The organism is Mesoflavibacter zeaxanthinifaciens subsp. sabulilitoris (assembly GCF_014191595.1).
GTDB classification, from domain to species: domain Bacteria; phylum Bacteroidota; class Bacteroidia; order Flavobacteriales; family Flavobacteriaceae; genus Mesoflavibacter; species Mesoflavibacter zeaxanthinifaciens.
In genome coordinates this window covers 11,751-29,041 of sequence record NZ_JACHWV010000010.1, presented here as the reverse complement: position 1 = coordinate 29,041, position 17,291 = coordinate 11,751, and the positions used below count along the sequence as shown (strand labels likewise).

The 17,291-nt window shown below is 23.7% G+C and carries 20 protein-coding genes; 7 read left to right on the top strand and 13 right to left on the bottom strand.

The genetic code is table 11. The features are described 5' to 3' along the window. Positions 1-17: 17 nt before the first annotated feature. From FHS04_RS13855 to FHS04_RS13830, 6 genes are all read right to left on the bottom strand, one after another. Positions 18-323: a hypothetical protein gene (locus FHS04_RS13855; protein WP_106676272.1), complete on the bottom strand. Its 306-nt coding sequence runs from the start codon at positions 321-323 to the stop codon at positions 18-20. An 11-nt stretch (positions 324-334) separates the two neighbouring features. Next, positions 335-1,690: a hypothetical protein gene (locus tag FHS04_RS13850; RefSeq protein ID WP_106676268.1), complete on the bottom strand. Its 1,356-nt coding sequence runs from the start codon at positions 1,688-1,690 to the stop codon at positions 335-337. Beyond that, entirely contained in the window at positions 1,680-1,931 is a 252-nt protein-coding gene (locus tag FHS04_RS13845; RefSeq protein ID WP_181256093.1) for a hypothetical protein, read from the bottom strand. The genes FHS04_RS13850 and FHS04_RS13845 overlap by 11 nt, the downstream gene beginning before the upstream one ends. Positions 1,932-1,993: 62 nt before the next feature. Continuing rightward, positions 1,994-3,223: a hypothetical protein gene (locus FHS04_RS13840; protein ID WP_106676263.1), complete on the bottom strand. Its 1,230-nt coding sequence runs from the start codon at positions 3,221-3,223 to the stop codon at positions 1,994-1,996. A gap of 29 nt (positions 3,224-3,252) precedes the next feature. Further along, positions 3,253-4,644 carry a PcfJ domain-containing protein gene (locus FHS04_RS13835; protein ID WP_106676261.1) on the bottom strand — a complete coding sequence of 464 codons (1,392 nt, stop codon included), beginning with the start codon at positions 4,642-4,644 and terminating at the stop codon, positions 3,253-3,255. A gap of 10 nt (positions 4,645-4,654) precedes the next feature. Further along, positions 4,655-5,443 (bottom strand): M23 family metallopeptidase, encoded by a 789-nt coding sequence (locus FHS04_RS13830; RefSeq protein WP_106676259.1) that lies wholly within the window; start codon positions 5,441-5,443, stop codon positions 4,655-4,657. 92 nt (positions 5,444-5,535) lie between these two features. On the opposite strand from FHS04_RS13830, the gene FHS04_RS13825 reads away from it, so the two are divergent. From FHS04_RS13825 to FHS04_RS13805, 5 genes are all read left to right on the top strand, one after another. Continuing rightward, complete coding sequence (locus tag FHS04_RS13825; RefSeq protein WP_106676256.1) at positions 5,536-6,726, top strand: hypothetical protein; 1,191 nt, start codon at positions 5,536-5,538, stop codon at positions 6,724-6,726. A 188-nt stretch (positions 6,727-6,914) separates the two neighbouring features. Continuing rightward, the gene (locus FHS04_RS13820) at positions 6,915-7,769 is read left to right on the top strand and encodes a hypothetical protein (RefSeq protein ID WP_106676253.1); all 855 of its coding nucleotides are present in this window, start codon (positions 6,915-6,917) and stop codon (positions 7,767-7,769) included. 82 nt (positions 7,770-7,851) lie between these two features. Further along, positions 7,852-8,421, top strand: coding sequence for a hypothetical protein (locus tag FHS04_RS13815; RefSeq protein WP_106676251.1), 570 nt, complete (start codon positions 7,852-7,854; stop codon positions 8,419-8,421). After that, positions 8,418-10,856: a type IV secretory system conjugative DNA transfer family protein gene (locus FHS04_RS13810; protein WP_106676248.1), complete on the top strand. Its 2,439-nt coding sequence runs from the start codon at positions 8,418-8,420 to the stop codon at positions 10,854-10,856. Before FHS04_RS13815 ends, FHS04_RS13810 begins: the two co-directional genes overlap by 4 nt. A gap of 3 nt (positions 10,857-10,859) precedes the next feature. After that, positions 10,860-11,273 carry a hypothetical protein gene (locus FHS04_RS13805; RefSeq protein WP_106676246.1) on the top strand — a complete coding sequence of 138 codons (414 nt, stop codon included), beginning with the start codon at positions 10,860-10,862 and terminating at the stop codon, positions 11,271-11,273. A 52-nt stretch (positions 11,274-11,325) separates the two neighbouring features. Here FHS04_RS13805 and FHS04_RS13800 read toward each other — a convergent pair whose 3' ends face one another. Then, positions 11,326-11,778: a hypothetical protein gene (locus FHS04_RS13800; RefSeq protein WP_106676243.1), complete on the bottom strand. Its 453-nt coding sequence runs from the start codon at positions 11,776-11,778 to the stop codon at positions 11,326-11,328. 242 nt (positions 11,779-12,020) lie between these two features. Here FHS04_RS13800 and FHS04_RS13795 point away from each other — a divergent pair, with 242 nt between their 5' ends. Continuing rightward, positions 12,021-12,215 carry a hypothetical protein gene (locus FHS04_RS13795; RefSeq protein ID WP_106676241.1) on the top strand — a complete coding sequence of 65 codons (195 nt, stop codon included), beginning with the start codon at positions 12,021-12,023 and terminating at the stop codon, positions 12,213-12,215. Then, positions 12,212-12,490 carry a hypothetical protein gene (locus tag FHS04_RS13790; RefSeq protein WP_106676239.1) on the top strand — a complete coding sequence of 93 codons (279 nt, stop codon included), beginning with the start codon at positions 12,212-12,214 and terminating at the stop codon, positions 12,488-12,490. Before FHS04_RS13795 ends, FHS04_RS13790 begins: the two co-directional genes overlap by 4 nt. Before the next feature lie 46 nt (positions 12,491-12,536). Here FHS04_RS13790 and FHS04_RS13785 read toward each other — a convergent pair whose 3' ends face one another. From FHS04_RS13785 to FHS04_RS13760, 6 genes are all read right to left on the bottom strand, one after another. Continuing rightward, a complete protein-coding gene (locus tag FHS04_RS13785; protein WP_106676237.1) occupies positions 12,537-13,088 on the bottom strand; it encodes a hypothetical protein in 552 nt (183 codons plus the stop codon). A 74-nt stretch (positions 13,089-13,162) separates the two neighbouring features. Then, positions 13,163-13,522 carry a hypothetical protein gene (locus FHS04_RS13780; RefSeq protein WP_106676235.1) on the bottom strand — a complete coding sequence of 120 codons (360 nt, stop codon included), beginning with the start codon at positions 13,520-13,522 and terminating at the stop codon, positions 13,163-13,165. Positions 13,523-13,683: 161 nt separating this feature from the next. Continuing rightward, complete coding sequence (locus FHS04_RS13775; protein WP_106676233.1) at positions 13,684-13,920, bottom strand: hypothetical protein; 237 nt, start codon at positions 13,918-13,920, stop codon at positions 13,684-13,686. Positions 13,921-13,923: 3 nt separating this feature from the next. Further along, positions 13,924-14,289 (bottom strand): hypothetical protein, encoded by a 366-nt coding sequence (locus FHS04_RS13770; protein ID WP_106676231.1) that lies wholly within the window; start codon positions 14,287-14,289, stop codon positions 13,924-13,926. Positions 14,290-14,393: 104 nt separating this feature from the next. After that, positions 14,394-16,670: a relaxase/mobilization nuclease domain-containing protein gene (locus tag FHS04_RS13765; protein ID WP_106676229.1), complete on the bottom strand. Its 2,277-nt coding sequence runs from the start codon at positions 16,668-16,670 to the stop codon at positions 14,394-14,396. Beyond that, positions 16,660-17,136 carry a hypothetical protein gene (locus FHS04_RS13760; protein ID WP_106676227.1) on the bottom strand — a complete coding sequence of 159 codons (477 nt, stop codon included), beginning with the start codon at positions 17,134-17,136 and terminating at the stop codon, positions 16,660-16,662. Before FHS04_RS13760 ends, FHS04_RS13765 begins: the two co-directional genes overlap by 11 nt. Positions 17,137-17,291: the final 155 nt, after the last annotated feature.

The window sequence follows — 17,291 nt, the reverse complement described above, 5'->3', positions numbered from 1 at the left end:
GTGACTAGTATTATTAATTAGCTACTTACATGAGTGTTCATAATACTTATAGAGACTTTTTTAAATAGTTCTTTAACACTACTAATAGCAAGTTCATAAGCATAATCTCTAGCCTGAATGCCATTACCAAATTCATGAAGCTTAGTGTGATAAACATCTATAGCCTCTTTTATAATAGGGCCAATATTAAGATAGTATAAATCAGTTTTTATAAGATAATCTACCATATTAGTATATGTTTCTTTAGCAAAGGAGTGAATCATTCTTCCTAAAGCTGTATTTTGAGTTAATTCAAAAGGACTCATTTCAGTGTTTGTATTCATAATAATTAAATTTATAGTGTTAATGAATTATTTTTTTTTTTGTTATTTAATTTAAGATCATCATTCCAATCTTTAGATTTAGATTTATCTAAAATCATTTCATTTTTAAAGAAAGTAGAAGTAAACAATTTTGAAATTGTTGAGTGACCTTCTTTTGTATTTGGAATTAGATATCGTTTAATGTTTTGAGGGGTTTTATTTTGCGATTCTTTTCTAATATATTTCGAGTATTTATTATCTTCTTTTAAAAGGTCAATACTTTTATTGTAGGCATCAATTTTTTTCTCCAAATCTTTATAATCTAAATGATCAGGTATATCTAAACGGTAAAATTTAGAATCATTATGATTTTTAGGAGTATCAAACTTTTTGTATTGAATTTGAATATTATGTTTATGATTAAAATAGTTAATAGGTATACTAATATCATAATAAGCACCAAGGGTATCATTATCAGTTATTGATTTAATATGACCTTTATGAAAAGACAAATTAGGATTAACAGATTGAATCCAATCTAAAGTGTTATTTAAAGCTTCAAATTTCCTTTTATACATATTACCTCCGATGGATAAATAAAGTGTTTTAGAAGCTTTAAATTTATCCAATTGAAAATGTGACATACAATCGATTTCATTTTCCCCTATGGCAATTTTATCAAAATTTTTAAAATTTGTTGAAGATAACCAAACGCCTAAATAATTTCCTTGAAATTTTTGTCCTTTGTCTGGTTTTTTATAACCTTCTTTAATTTTATTACTAGCTTTATATCTTACTGAAAAACCTTGAACTTCTTTATTATAATATAAAGGAAAAGCAATATTTTTAATATTAATACCTGAAAATGAATAATTAACTATAGCATTTTGGAAATGACTTATAGTATCTTTATTTAAGCCTCTATAAATTAAAAAATCGTGTTTTTTAAATGGATAAACATTTTGATGATTTAGATTTATTGGAACAATAGGCTTAGCGGTTTTTTTGGCTATACTTTCAGCTTTAACTTTATTTTCTTTGACAAAACTATTATCAGGAAGATTTATAAATTTACTCAAGATGTAGCCTACAGATTTTAATTCTTGATTAGGATCTTCTAAATGGCAATAATTTTTAACCAGGTCGATTAAGTTCCCTTTATCAGTTCCTTTTTTATTTTGGTAAAAGCAATAAGGTCTTAGACTACCATCACTATTTGTGTAATGCACAAGTAAAACGATACCATCTTTTTCTAATCTTTTTGTTTTTGCATTTTTACCAGCGGTTTCAATAAATCCTAACTCTTTTTCAGCAAAATCAACTAAGTCTATATCTCTTAGAAGTTCTTTTAAAGGATAATCTATAAATTTTGGAAGTTTATTTGTCATAACTTTTAATCAATTTAGGACTTAAACTATATTCTATTTTTTTATTTTCAATTAAACTAATAAATTGATTTTTAATAAACTGAATATTAAAAATAGAAGTTGTAAAATTTTTATTAAAAAAATCTTCATTTTCGATTTTAAAGGAAATAACATAATCATTGGTATTTTTTCCAGGATTATTTTCACTTATATTTTGTGAAATATTTTCAAAACTTTCTATCACTTCTGTTTTACTATCCATAATAAATGGGATTTCAAACAAAGTGATGTTGTCTTCTGTAATGTTAAATGTAAATAGCATTGTTATAATTGTAATTTGTTATTTGATTTTTTTGGATCTAAAATGATGGTGTTATCTTGACGTTTTGCTATTCCTGATTTGATAGCATCTAATTCTTTATTTGTAATAGGAATAAACTTAGAAGATGGATCATTTTTTTGTGCTGCATATAATTCACCTGTTCCATACTTTTGTTTGACAATAATATTATCATATACTTTTAAAGTCCTCTCATCTAAAAAATTTCTGTTTTGGATGGTTTTAATTATATCTTTTTTATAATCGTTACTAATTGTTTTTTCTTTTAGAAATTCATCATCTTTCATCCATTTAATTTCTTGATTAGCTTTAACACCTATACGACGTTCATTATTTAAATTTTGCCCTAAGTAAATGTTCTTGTTAAGTTGACTAACAATAGTTATTGGGTCTTTATTAATATCTTTTAGCTCCTGTTTATTTAGTAAAATATGGTCATTAATTCCTTTTGGCTTATTTAATGTCATAAATCTTACATGATTATCATTAGATTCTTTTAAAATATGATAAGCATCTTTACCATTTTGAAAACCAGGTAATTTAATTATTCTTCCTTCATATTGTTTAGGCTCATTAATAATCTTTTCATTTAAGAGTAGAGTATCTTTTTTAAGGTAATGATTTTGTTCAATGCTATTGATCACTATAGTATTAAATTTTTGATTTAATTCATTTATTTTTTCTTTATCTAAAGAATTTAAGTCTTTATCAAAAAAGTTTTTATCGATAGATAATATTTCATTTTCTTTAGGTTGGATATGCTTTATGATGTCTTTAAATTGTTTAGGATTAAATTTAGACCATAATGGAACTCCTTCAATATTTTGATAAGAGACTTTAATTGCATTGTTTTTAGTTATACCAAAATTAATTAGACGAACTGAATTTGAATTGGATTTAAATTTAATATGACCTAAAGGTGTTATTTTTTCGTTTTTATTAAGATATAATTCTTTCGTTTTGTATTTCTGATAGATAGTTTTTAGTTCTGGAGTAACACCTCTTTTAGTAGCTAGATTAATAGAAAAAAAATCTTTAGCAGTTTTATAATCATTAATAAAGTTAAAGTTAACTATGGTTTTGTTAAGGTGTTTATTGTGTCTATAGTTTTCATCAGTTAAAGTTGAGTATACATCTTTAGTTTGATAAAAAAACTTCTGCAAACGTTTTATAAAAGAAGGCTTTTTTTCTTCAGTATTAGTATTTGAATCCATTTTCTATTAGTTTAAAGTGAGTTAAGGAATTAATTTTTAATTTTATTTAAAATCTTAATGAAATCAGGTAAATTATCTTCAAAATCTTTATTTAAATTCATTATCAAACCAGATAATATAGTTTCAAATTTTTTATTTGATTGCATATTAAATCTTTTTTTAACTTCTAATAATTCAAAAGATTCTGAATTATAATGAATCAAAACACAATGTCTTTCATTTTTATATTTAGCATTTAATACAATGCATCTAGAATTAATAATTAAATGATTATATTCATAAACACAATTATTCATATAATTAGCAAAATTTAATAATTGTTTGTTTGAGCTAATTGGTTTAATATCTATTTCACTTTTATTAAAAAAATCAATTAAGAATTTATAATTATCATTAAATATGTATTTAATTAATTTAATTTTTTTAGCTTCTTTAACCCTAATTTTATAAAATAGATTATCGTGTTCTATTTTGAACCTTTTAATAGATTTAATTTTGAAATTAAACTTACATTCTTTAAATCTTCTTTTTAGAATTGTATTGCAATAATCATAATATTCTGATTCTGAGAAAATTTTTGATTTTTTAATTTCTTTAAATAAATCTTTATTATTGTTTTCATATATAAGATCTATTATATTTATTAATGAAAAAGAGTTATTAATCTGTAAATTTTCATTAACATAATCTGCTAAAATTTTATGATTTTTATTAAAAAAATTTTTTACAATTCCTAAACTATTTTCTTCTGTTTTTTTACAAATTTTAATGTATATGTTCAGAATAATTGACCCAGTTTTTAAAGACCAATTTGGAATTTCAACAGTTCTATTATTATTTATTTCTTTTAAAAAAATTTTTCTAGAATTAAAAAAAACTATTGAAAAAATATTATCATTAGATGTACTATAAATTAGATCATTTTTATCAAAACATATTGAATTATTTTTATTTGAAATAATTTTTAATACGTCATGAACATATAATAAGAGTTTTTGATTAGTAATAAGATATTTTATATTATTAAAAGTAACAGGTATATACTTTTGAAACTTCTCATTTTTACAATAAATAGATTTATTTTTTAAATCTAAGGTGATATTTATATACTTATTATAATTAGTATAATACTCTAACTCTTCATCATTATCATTAAATGAATATTTTAAAGTAACACTTCCAAATTTTTTAAACATGATATACATTTTAGAATAGTCAGAAGAATAATCTGTTCTAATAAAATAGCCTTTATTAAATATTTCAACATTAAATTTATAACCATATAAAGCTTTATGTTTATTGTATAGTTTATCTAAAGAAATATTTGTGTTGTTAAAAAAAATTCCATCATTATTTAAATTTGATATATACGATAATATTTTCGAAAAGTCATTTATTATATTTTTTGAATTATGTTTCATATAGAAAATATTAATTATTACTTAAAGAAAGTAAAGGAGTTAATATTTCTTTTTTGAGATTAAAAAAACCAAAAGGATCAATTTTATTATCATTTTTTTTGATTTCATAATGAAGATGTGGACCTGTTGTCTTTCCTGTTTGTCCAACAGTACCGATTAAATCTCCTTGTGTTACTATTTGATTTTTTTGAACAAGTATAGTATTCATATGACCATATAAAGTTTCAAAACCATAACGATGTTTAATAATTATATGATAACCATAACCGTTTAAATCTCTTTTTAGTTTAGTAACAACACCATTTGCTGAAGCGTAAATAGGTTTTCCAATTTCAGCAGCTAAATCTAATCCAAAATGTCTTTTATATTTTTTGTCTACTGGATGGTATCTATATCCAAAAGAAGAACTTAAATTATAATCACCTTTTTTTAAAGGAACCATAGAAGGAATATAATTTAATAATTCTGGTACATGTTTAAAATATACATTTAAACTATTAACGTCATTAATATCTTTAGATAAAGTAAGAAATGTATTTACCTTAGATTCAATCTCTTTTAATAGAAGTTTTTTTTCTTTTTCATTGATTAAACTATCTTTTAAACTAATAGCATCAATGCTACTAGATATGTTTATGATCTCATTTTTATTATCATTAAACCATTGCTTTTTATTAAATATTACATTATTTGATAAATAAAAAACGACTAAAAAAATAAAGAAGACAGCTGTAAAACTATATCTTGATATTCCTTTACGATTGTGAACTTTAAGTTTAAAAAACCGAATAATATTCATAACTTTTTGTAATTAATTAATATTTACCTATTTTTGAAGTGGTTTACAACCATTTACAAATTTACTTATAATTTGCAATTTACAAAAGAAATATGATACTTTGGAAAGAATTTAATAATGAAGCTAACTTACCAGCTGTTTTTGAATATTTAAAATTTAAAAAAGTTGGTAGTTATGATAATTATATTGTATATAGTAATTCTATTAATTTCTATGTTGTATATAAGACTTTAAAAGGGTTTTATTTTTATAATACAGTATCACCTGAAAAAAAATTACAAGCATCAGATGCTTTTGAAATTGTATTATCAAAAAAGGATGATAATTCTAAACTATCAATTTGGGAAAAAATCGACATAACCATTAAAAGTTATGAAGATAAAGAGATAAAAAAAGAAGTAGTATTAGATTTAGTTGATTATAATTTTAATCATTTTGAATTAGTAGAAAATGAATTATCTACATTAAACAATGATCTATTTGATAAAATTAAAAACAATCCTGTTTTTAATAATAGTTACATTATTTCAAATGATAAGATATTATATCCTTTATATAATATTAATAATACACTTTGTGGTTATTTAACTGAAGAGAATGGAAAAATAATTCCCACACTATATACAAATCCAAAATACAGTCTTTGGTTTTCAAATACAAACATAAACTTTGAAAATATCATTGTTTTAAATAGTCCTAAAGAAGCGATATCCTTTCATAATAATTTCAAATTAGATAAGATAGTTTTTGTTGTATTGTCAGAAATAAATAATACATCAGTAAGAACAATTAAGGCTTTAAACAAAATATCTAAAAGTAAAAAGATAATTATTTCATTTACTGGAAATAATAAAACTGAAGGTTTTATAAAAGATTTAAAGTTTTTAGAGCAACTTCAAGATAATTTTTCTATTAAGTTACTTCAAAATAACATATCAATAACATTTAAAATTGGTCATGAAAAATCATTTTTAAGTTTTTATAATCAATTAAATAGATACAATAAACACTTAGGGCAACAATTTAATAATACTTTTAGTGAAATAGATCAATTTCAAATTGATAAGTATGCTATGAAAATTAGTAAAGATAATGATTTTGTTTCTGTAAAGTTACCAATAGAAATTAATGCGTTAAAGCATTTCATCTGGAATTATACGAAACAATATTTAGCTAATGAATTAGATGTTTTAAAACCTAAAGCAAGAAGTTGGGAAAAGCAATTAGAGCAACTTAACTTATCAGAAAATGAAAATATTAAAGATTATAAAATAGCAATGTAAACAATCCTTAAACTCAATAAATGTTAACTATAAAAAAATATTTGCCTATGATAAGACCTTAAAAGAAAAAGAGGGTACTCCTACCCTCTTTAATAATATTTCCTTAAACTCAAATGAAACTATTTAATATTTCAAATGAATATAACAAAATTACAAATTTAAATCCTTAACTCAAAAATTATTTAATTATGAAAAAAACTGATGAATTTAAACCAAAAAAAGTCTTTGTAAAGATTAATCAAAAATGGGAAAGCGGAACTATGATATCTGCAGATGAAAATCAAATTCAAGTGAATCACAATTCAGGAACAAATACAATTAAGACTGAAGATGTTGATAAACTTATTGATATCCCTTTTTCAAAAGACCAGGTATTTGCTCTAAAAGATGTCAAAGAAAAACTTGAAGGTGAGTATAGAAGCTTCAACAAGTTAGGATCTTCTGATCAGGAAGCTTTAGCTAAAGGAAAAGAGGTGTTTATAACCATCACTAAAGAAGCTAAAGTTGAAAACTCTGAAACAAAAGAATTAAAACCTGTAGGTGTCATGTTACAACTACGCTATAGTCAAAGTAAAGGAAGTGAATTACATCAGCAGTATGCTAGAAAAAGTGAACTTTCTTTAGAAGATGTTAAAGCTTATAACTATCAATTCACTCAAAAAGAATTTGATACTATGAAACATGATAAAAAACCTGTTTTATTTCAAGGGGTTGACTCTAACAGCGGTGAAGTGTTTGATAAAGTTGCGTATTTTGATACAAAACTTAATGATATTAGAACTAAATCACCTGTTAAAAACTTCTATGGAACCAAGTTAGATGAAAAACAGTATAAAGCTATAAATAGTGGAGAAAGTGTAGAGATTGAATACACTAAAAAAGGTGATAAAACACCTACTAAATACACCATTAATCACAATTTTAAAACAGACACAACATATTCTAAAAAAGTTAATGAAAAAGTTAAGGATATGACTGTTAATGATGCTAAAGAAGTAAATGCACAAAAAAAAAAGGATAAGTCACAAGGCTTAGGTGTATAAAAAAATCCTTAAACTCAAATAATTCCTTAAACTCAACTCAATTAAAGCCGATGTCTCATCGGCTTTTTTAAAACTTTTTAATATGAAATCAAAACATATGCAGTTAGCTGTCTTTAATTTCGTTTCTAATTACAATTTAAAGACAAAAAAAGCTGAATTATATTCTGGGCATTTAGTAAGAATTAAAGAAATAAAAGGATCTAAAGTCCTAATTAGTATTTCTATTAATTCACCATCATTTTGGGTAAAAGAAGAAGAACTAAATTTAAGTAAAATAGCAATTGAAACATTTTTAAAAGAAAAGGATCCTAAATCATTATTGGATAAAAAAGTTATTGAGTATTTAAATCAAAACGCTATTGATATTAATAAGAATTACAAAGAAAAACTTCCAGATCATAATAATTATGATGTTTGGTTAAAAAAACTAAATAAAGCTTTAGCATTTGAATTTAATTTAACCCAATCTGAATCTGAAGATTTAATTCTTAATAAACTTAAAATAGTACATAAAGGTTATGAAAATGGTGAAAGCATATTAGATATGGTAACTATTATTGATAACGATATTAAAAATCTAAAAGCAAAGCATTTTAGTTTAAATTCTTCAGTAAAAGAAAATAATAATTTATCTAAAAACTTTAATTTATGAATGAAAAGAGTTTAGCGTTTTCAGCCATGTTTATATCTGTAGCTCTTTTTTTAATAATAGGATTTTTAATGTATTATCCTATTTATGTTTATTACAATGGTAATAATTTTATTGGTGATTCAACATATCGATTTTTTGCAAAATCTTCAATTTTAACAAAAGCATATACTAATAAATTATTACTGTTTTCAGTAATTACTGGGGCTACACTTTTGTATAGTTACAAAAGAGATAAAAAAGGGAGTAAAATATATGCTTTTAGTTTAGCCTTATTTGGAATTTTAATGCTGTTAGCTTCTGATCTTATTAATTTAACAAACATGGTTATGTCCTATTTTAGTATGTTTTTATACATTTTTGGATTTATATTTTCATTAATAGGTATTACTAAAATTAGGAAAATTTACAATTATAAAGATTTATCTGAAGAAGATCCTTTTAATGATGAAAATGAAACATTTGCTCAAACAACAGAAAAAATAGAAACTAAGTATTCTGTAAACATACCTTATGAATTCATTTTTAAAAAGAAAATAAATCAAGGTTGGATTAATTTTGTAAACTTATTTAGAGCTTTACTTATTATAGGAACACCAGGTTCAGGTAAATCATTTGCTTTAATAGAAGAGATTATAGAGCAGTTTATAGCAAAAGCATTTACTTTATTGGTTTATGATTTTAAGTTTGATACATTAAGTAAAATTGCATACAATTATTTAATACACTATAAAGAAAAGTATAAGAATGATGAAGAAAAAATGAAGCTTATGCCTCAGATTTACTTTATTTCATTTGACAATATGAAAAAAACGCATCGTTGTAATCCCATTGATCCATATTTAATGAAAAATCAAAGTGATGCTTCCAATGCAGCAAGTACACTTTTAAAAAATTTAAATAAAGAATGGATTAAGAAAATGGATTTTTTCTCAAGAAGTGCATTAAGCTTTGGTTCTGGCTTAATATGGTATTTAAAAAATAAATCCGAAGAGCATGGAAAAAATTACTGTACATTACCTCATGTAATTATTCTATCTACGGTAAATTTAGATTACTTATTAAAAATTATGCTTAAAGACGTTGAAGTTAAAACTCTTATGATTCCTTTTAAGGATGCATTAGAAAGGGAGGCTAATCAACAATTAGCAGGTCAAACAGCAAGTGCTCAAATTTCATTATCATCATTAGCAAACAAAGAAATTTTTTATGTAATGAGTGGTAATGATTTTAGATTAGATTTAAACAATCCTGAACATCCAAAAATTTTATGCTTACAAAACAATCCTGATCGTTCTGAAATTTATTCTGCGCCATTAGGATTATACATTAATAAAATACTTCAGGTAGTTAATCAAAAAGGTAAAAGGCCCTTAGGATTAATATTAGATGAATTACCAACTATTTTTATAATGGGGCTTAGAAAAATTATTGATACAGGACGTTCTAATTTAGTAGCTACTGTATTAGGAATACAATCTCTAGCACAGTTAATTACTGAATATTCTAAAGAGCAAGCAGATGTATTATTTGATAACTGTGCAAATATTTTCTGTGGATCAGCAAAAGGAGAAACAGCAAGTAGGTTATCTAAAATATTTGGTAAAATTCATCAAAAGAAAGTATCTAAAACAATATCAAAACAAGATGTTACTAGTAATGAATCTACAGTAATGCAAGAATTACTCCCAGAAAGTAAAATAGCAAGTATGTCAACGGGGCATTTTGCTGGAATCGTTGCTGATGAATTTCAGAATAAAATAGAACAAAAATTATGTTATGGTTTAGTAAAGCCAAATATGGAATCTAAGAAATTTCAAAATAAACATGATATTCCTATTATTAATGATTTTAAGAATCAGGACCATGATATAATATTAAAAAATAAATTAAATGATGTAATACATCTTAATTTATATAACAATTTAAAAGATATTGATTTTGATCATTTAAATTACATTGATTTTTATAATGATTATGCTTTAGAATTTTCAAAAAAGTATTACAACAACGAAATAGATTGTAATAAATTTATAGCTATTATTAAAGAAATTAAGCTTTACGATAATTTAGCAGAACTTAAAAAACTATATTCGGAAGCTATAGAGGAAAATATTATTAAATTTATAAACTTTCTTGTAGAAGAGAGTATTATAAATACAAATATGGATAAGATTTTAACCTCAAATTTTATTCAAATTTTAAAAGATGTTGAAGAGCTTGTTAAAATTGAGTATTATAATGTAACAGGAGAATACCCTGAACATCGTATATTTGATGAAAACAAAATTAATGATAATATGACAGAGGTATTATCTAAAGAAGAAGAGTTAACAGCTGCATTTATGAATGCTCCTGATGATGAATTAGAATTTGATGTAAATGAAATCGAAGATGATGAAGATGAATTACCTCCATATAGACAAATAAATAATTAATCCATGGATATAATTGATATTATAAAATCAAAAGATAAAGCTAAGGACTTCTATTATATAGGAGAAAGATTAAAAGAAGCCCGACTTGAACTATTAGAAAAAGACATTTCTGAAAATAATAAAATAAAAAATGAAAGTCTTTTCAATGGTGTGAATTTTAGTAAATACATCAATATAAATTATAACACATTAGTTAACGCTGAAAGAGGTGTAATTACTATCAATACAATGAAGCTTATAATGTGTTTTTATAAATTTGGTTACAATCCATTATGGTTTATATTACCAGATAATCAATTTATAAATCGAAAAAATGTAACTGAAAATATTGTTTATCAATTTGCAGTTCAAGATAATTTTGAAAAGTTAGAAAGTGATGTTTTTAAAGCTTTAGAGCAATTTAAAAAAACGATCTAACTAATAAACCGTAAACTTTAAGAGGCTAAATAAGTTTACGGTTTTTTTAAATTTAACAATCACTACAATAACCAAAACCAGCATCTTGATCATATTGGCTTTGAATTTTAATTGTTGATTTAAATCCTTTTCCACAACAAGCACATATAAACCAATTTAATGATTCTTTATTATTTAAATTTTTAGGAGTTGCTTTATCAATATTAAAATAATATTTTTTATTAATTATACTTTCATTTTTAAAGTCATTAATAAACTCTTCAATATCTTCATCAGAACACCAAGGTATTGTTATACTCTCAAATTGATAATAATTAGAATCTTTTTCTATCAAAACAGCAGCTTCATAACCACCAGTTCCGTGTGGGGTTTCATCATTAACCCAAATAATGTTATCAATTTTTATAGCTTTACCAATCCCTAAAGATTTAATGCATTCAATTTGTTCTTGAATTGATAGGTTTGAAATTTCTTTAATCTGATTAATTCGACTTTCGTAATACATAATAATAATTTTAGTTAAACATTTATTTTTCTCAGCGGCCCTTACACAAACGAAACGGTTCACAAAGCAATGAGGAACGAAATTGCGTGTGGTTCTGAGTTTGTAATTTTGCTTGTGGAAAAATAAGTGTGTTCTGTTTTACTAATTTTCTATATGATTTACACTAAAAATACCGTGTCGGAAAAATTCCCACACGGTGAAATAAATTTTATATCCTATATTTATCATATAGAATATTACTTATGGTTGTAAAAGATAGTTTTGTATTATTAACAGATCAAAACACATACTTTGTAGAATACCTTCTAGGAGAACTAATCTTATCACAAAGTATAAATCATGCTATGGTTTTTAACGAAAAGGAAATTGCTATTAAATTTCAAAAAATGTTATACCAAGTATGTGATTTAAATTGTAGCGTAAACACATATTTATGAATATTAGTGAGTTCAATTTCATTTTAAGGAATGAAGCTTTATTGTGTTATCAACGCGCTTGTTTTATTATTGAAAACTCTCCAGTAGAATTAAACATTGAAAAATGTATAAGTGATGTTATTGAGTTTGAAATAAATCAAAGTTTAGGCTCAAAAGCTTTAAAATCTGTAATGAGTAATAATCTTTCAAATATTCAAATAAAGCAGTTAAATAACCATATAAATAACTATAAAGAAAGAATAGCTATTAAATTAAATAATCAATACTTAAAGTAGATAATTAAAATACCTGGTTTTTTAGGAACCAGGAAACCTTGAGTAATTAACTAATAAAATTTGTAAAGTATTCTATTGCTGTTAGCATAGCTGCATTATAGTTATCATAATCCCAACTTATACAAGTTCTATCACTAGGTTTACCAGTACATACTTTAAAACCTCTCTTTTCAGTTTTTATATAAACAATTACTTTATTTTTATGTTTAAATGTTTGGATAACTGATTTTATGTTTTGATGTTTTACTTTTATAAACCAATCATATTCATAACTATTAGTTTTAGGTAGTTTCACTAAAGATAAGAATTCAATAGGACACTTATCTTCTGCTGGTCCCATAGAACCGGATATTTCTTTAAAATAAATTTCTTCATTTTCTATATTTATCAATACAACTAAAATAAAATTGTAACCATCTGGATGTTTTAAAACTAAATAAACAACATGATTATCTTGTATATTTTTAGTTGGCTGAAACCAAAATCGAATTATTTCATAGCTATTTCTATTATATTCTTTATAACAAAATAAATAAGCATCTGTTATGTTAAATTCTAAATGTGTTTTTTCTGTGTAAGTGAATGATATCCATCCCATAATATTAAAATGTTTTAAAAAAAAAGCCAACTAATTAAAGTCGGCTTCTTTGTGTTAATAAATTTATTAATTGATTATTCTATTTCATTTTCAATTTCTCTTAATCTATAATGTATCGTATTTAATCGTGCTACCTTTTCTGCATATGGCTGATCTTTCATTAACTGCATAGCTCCAATTTTATAATGTTCTTTACTTAGGTTAAAATATTCTTTTAATAAACCAATTGTCTTAAAATCTTCAATGGGCTTTAAATTAAATGGCTCTGCATCAAGTCCATATTCAAAAGTAAAACCTATAGATTCAACCTCTTTTAAAAACATTTTACAATCTTGATAACTTAAACCATCAGATTGTTCTTTTTCAAGCCATTTATCGCAAATAGCTTTTAGTTCTACTGGTTGTTCCTCATAATTTTTAAATAAATCTGTCATAATTTCTAATTTTAGTTAAACATTTATTTTTCTCAGCGGCCCTTACACAAACGAAACGGTTCACAAAGCAATGAGGAACGAAATTGCGTGTGGTTCTGAGTTTGTAATTTTGCTTGTGGAAAAATAAGTGTGCTTTTGAACTATAAAAAGAATAGTGCTACTTAGTTATTATCTAACCAAGTATATAAGTAGTTTAAATCATAACCCATTGTGGTTAGATTTGTTTTCAAATGCATTGCGGGAATTTCTTTATATTGACTTCTAAAAGTTATTGTTCTAAAACAATTTGGGCATTTCCAATGTTCATGAGATGTACCATTATGTCTTTTTCTGTTACATTTATGAGCTTTAAGAAATTTTATCCAATCTTTTAATTTAATTGGTCTATTATTACCCAAAATTTATAAGCTTGATGGTTCTAAAATTGATTTTTTTACTTGACTTGGTGAATCGAAATTTTGTAAAACTCCATTTTCATCTACATAAGCAGAAGAATATTGCTTTTTAAAAATTTTATTTCTTTCCCATCCCATTTTTTTTAATTCTAAATCTCTTTGTGTTTCATTTAATGAAAATAAGTCTTCACATAGAATTTTAAGATTATACTCTAAATCTTTAATGGAATCTTGTTCAGTATCACCATATCCAGATACATTTAAAGAAGGAATTATACTTATCCAATGATCCCCTGATTTACCAGTAAAATTTAAGAATTTACCTTTTAAGCCTGTACGGCTTAATTTCAAGTATTCTCGGATATTATTCATTTTAGTGTTTATTAGTTAAATGAGACATCAAATTAAAGCAAAAAAATTTAATTAACAATAATATTAACAAACAGTTATAAAATTAAATCAATAAGATAAAGTATTTAAATATCAATAATTTTACCTTTTGAATAATCTGTTAATTCATCTTTAAAGCCATTATAAGCTTCATAATTACCTCCTGTTCCATTATATATGCCTTTAATTTTACGGCTTGATTTACTATATTCTTTTTTATCGATATTATTAATTGACTTTAATTTTTCATCATTTAATTGTTTTTGTAAACCATTTTTTAAATGATAATCATAAACTTCCTGGTGTATTAATGGATTAATAGTTTCTTTATCCATTAAATAAGCAGCTTTATCATAAATTCCATTTTCTATAAGCTGAGTTACCCAAAGTTGATTTAAGTGATTTCTCTTATCTTGAGGAGTATTCAAGGTGTAAAGTTTTTGCGTTTGATCTTCAAATATTTTAGAATCATTTGACAACTGTTTTAAATAATTAGCAGTTGATACTTCAACTTCATATTTTGAATTATTAAGAGGTGTCCTATAATAAAATTTAGATTTATCCTTTATTATAAATACTTTTTTAGCATTTAGATGTTCTATAAAATGTTCAGGATTTTTTTGATATATGGCAGTTTTTTTAACTACATCTTTTAAAAAAATAGGTATAACTTTATCTTCAAATTTTTGAGTTATTTCTGGAGACAAGTTTTCATAAATACTTGGAAATATCATAGGTAAGTAAAAAGCACTTGAATTAAATTTTACTTCTTTTTCTATACCAAATAAGTAATTTAGCATTTTTGTATTGTTAGCTATAAACCCAGAACTTAAAAAATTATTTAATTCTTTTGGAGGTGTTACTTTACCTAATTTAAAAGGCATATTAATCTCATTATGATTACGATCTGATAATGAAAAATTATTATAAACTAATCCTAAGCTTTGGATTAATTTATAAGGTTCTAAATTTTCTTGATTAAGAATTTTTTTGATTAAAATACTTTTATTTAAAAGCTGCTTTGTTTCTATATTTTTTAATGTACTCCTTTTTTCAATTAATTTATCAAAGGCAAAATTTAATTGTTGATTTAAATCTGAAGGTTTAATAAGATTTAAATTTAGCAAACTTAAATATGCTTCACTCGATTCTAAATAAGGCTTTAAAGTATCAAATCTTAATCCTTCTAAAAGCTTATATTGATAAATATTCCAATTTTCTTTTTGTATTGAGAATTTATTAAAAGCTGTTTGAAGTTCCTTATCTAATAAACTAGATAATAATGTATTTTGATCTTTAACTTTTGTATTAGAATCTGATATTTTTACGTTTTTAGAAATAGTCAAATTTCTATCAACTTCTGAAGCATTAAAATTATACTTAGTATAATCCTTAATTTTATAACCTATAACGTTTCCTTCTTTTGATTTTTGATATTCAATATCTATATTATCAAAAAGCTTTAGTATCGCTTTTAAATCATTTTTATTAATTGTATCAAAACACTCTAAACGTTCTGTGATTTTTCTTTTTAATCTGAATTTATAAGATTTAAGTAATTTATTAGAATTGTTTCTTTCAAATAATTTATTTAATTCTGGGTAAGAGAGTTTCTTATGTATTTTAGATCCTGGTATAATTTTTTGACTAACCTTTTCATCCTGACTTATAATACCAAAAGAAATACCTTTAATTACATTTTTATCATCATTTGTATAATGCTCTATTACTTTAATATGATATTCTTTTAATAAAGATTTAAATTCATTTAAACTCCTTATGTTATATGATTTAAGTAGTTTATTAGTTATGTCATCTAAATAGTATTTAGTTTGTTCTGTAGAACTTAAATCAATATTTGATAATAAAAATTCTGGATCTAGATATTCTTTTAATTCATTTTTGTGATTAGATCTTGATAATTGTTGTAAACCATATTTAATTTCTAAAGACCTACTAATATTTTTGGTACGAATACGGTCCTGAAATGTTTGTATTAAATCACCTTCATGTTTAATTCTAGTGGATAAAATATGTACATGATTGTGTTGCCTATCATTATGCTGAACAACAATAAAAGGCTGATCACCATAACCAAATTCATGCATAAATTCTTTAGATAATTCATAAAATTTGGCATCTGTTAGCTTATCTTCAGGTGATAAACTCAAACTTAAATGCATTATTTTATCAGAAGCTTCTCTCCTATTTGATAAATGATCCATGCTCATTTTATATATAGGTAGAGATAATTCAGTATTGACTATATTTCCATATCCTAAGATTTTTGGTTTCTTTTTTTCATCTAAAATGTAATCAATTGCACCTTTAAAATAAGAACCATAACTTAAATTAGCTATCATATTTTTTTAATATTTTAGAACTTATTTCAATTAAATTCATCATATTTTCATTGATAATATTAATGTCTTTGTCTGATATATTTAGCTGATTTTTTTTATTCTTTAAATGAAATAAATAAGTTATTTGATTAATATTATTACCTATTCTATTTATTTGATAAATAAATTCTTTAATATTTTCTTGTTTATTTTTTAATTTATTATCTGATATTCCTAAAAAATAACTCCTTAAAAATGGAGCAATAACTCCTCTTTTATCTGTATTTAAACCTTTATTTTTTAGTTTATCGATTAACTGCAGATGTTCTTCGTCATTAAAACGTAACATAATAGAGTTATTCTTTTTTTCATTTTTTTTGAGAGGCTTCCTACCGCCTTTCCCCTTTTTAAATGTTTTTTTTTCTTCCATCACTAGTGATAATAATGCGACTTTGGAGCATTTAAGTTTAAAATTTTCAATTTTCAAGATTTATTTTAAGTAACTTAAAATCTACCTTGCTATTAACATCAGTTAATTTATATCAAATATAATAAAAATACTTTAAAAAAGGTTTATTAAACACATATTCTAAATCTTTAACGTATACAAATAATACTATGTCGTTATATTTCCTGTAGGGT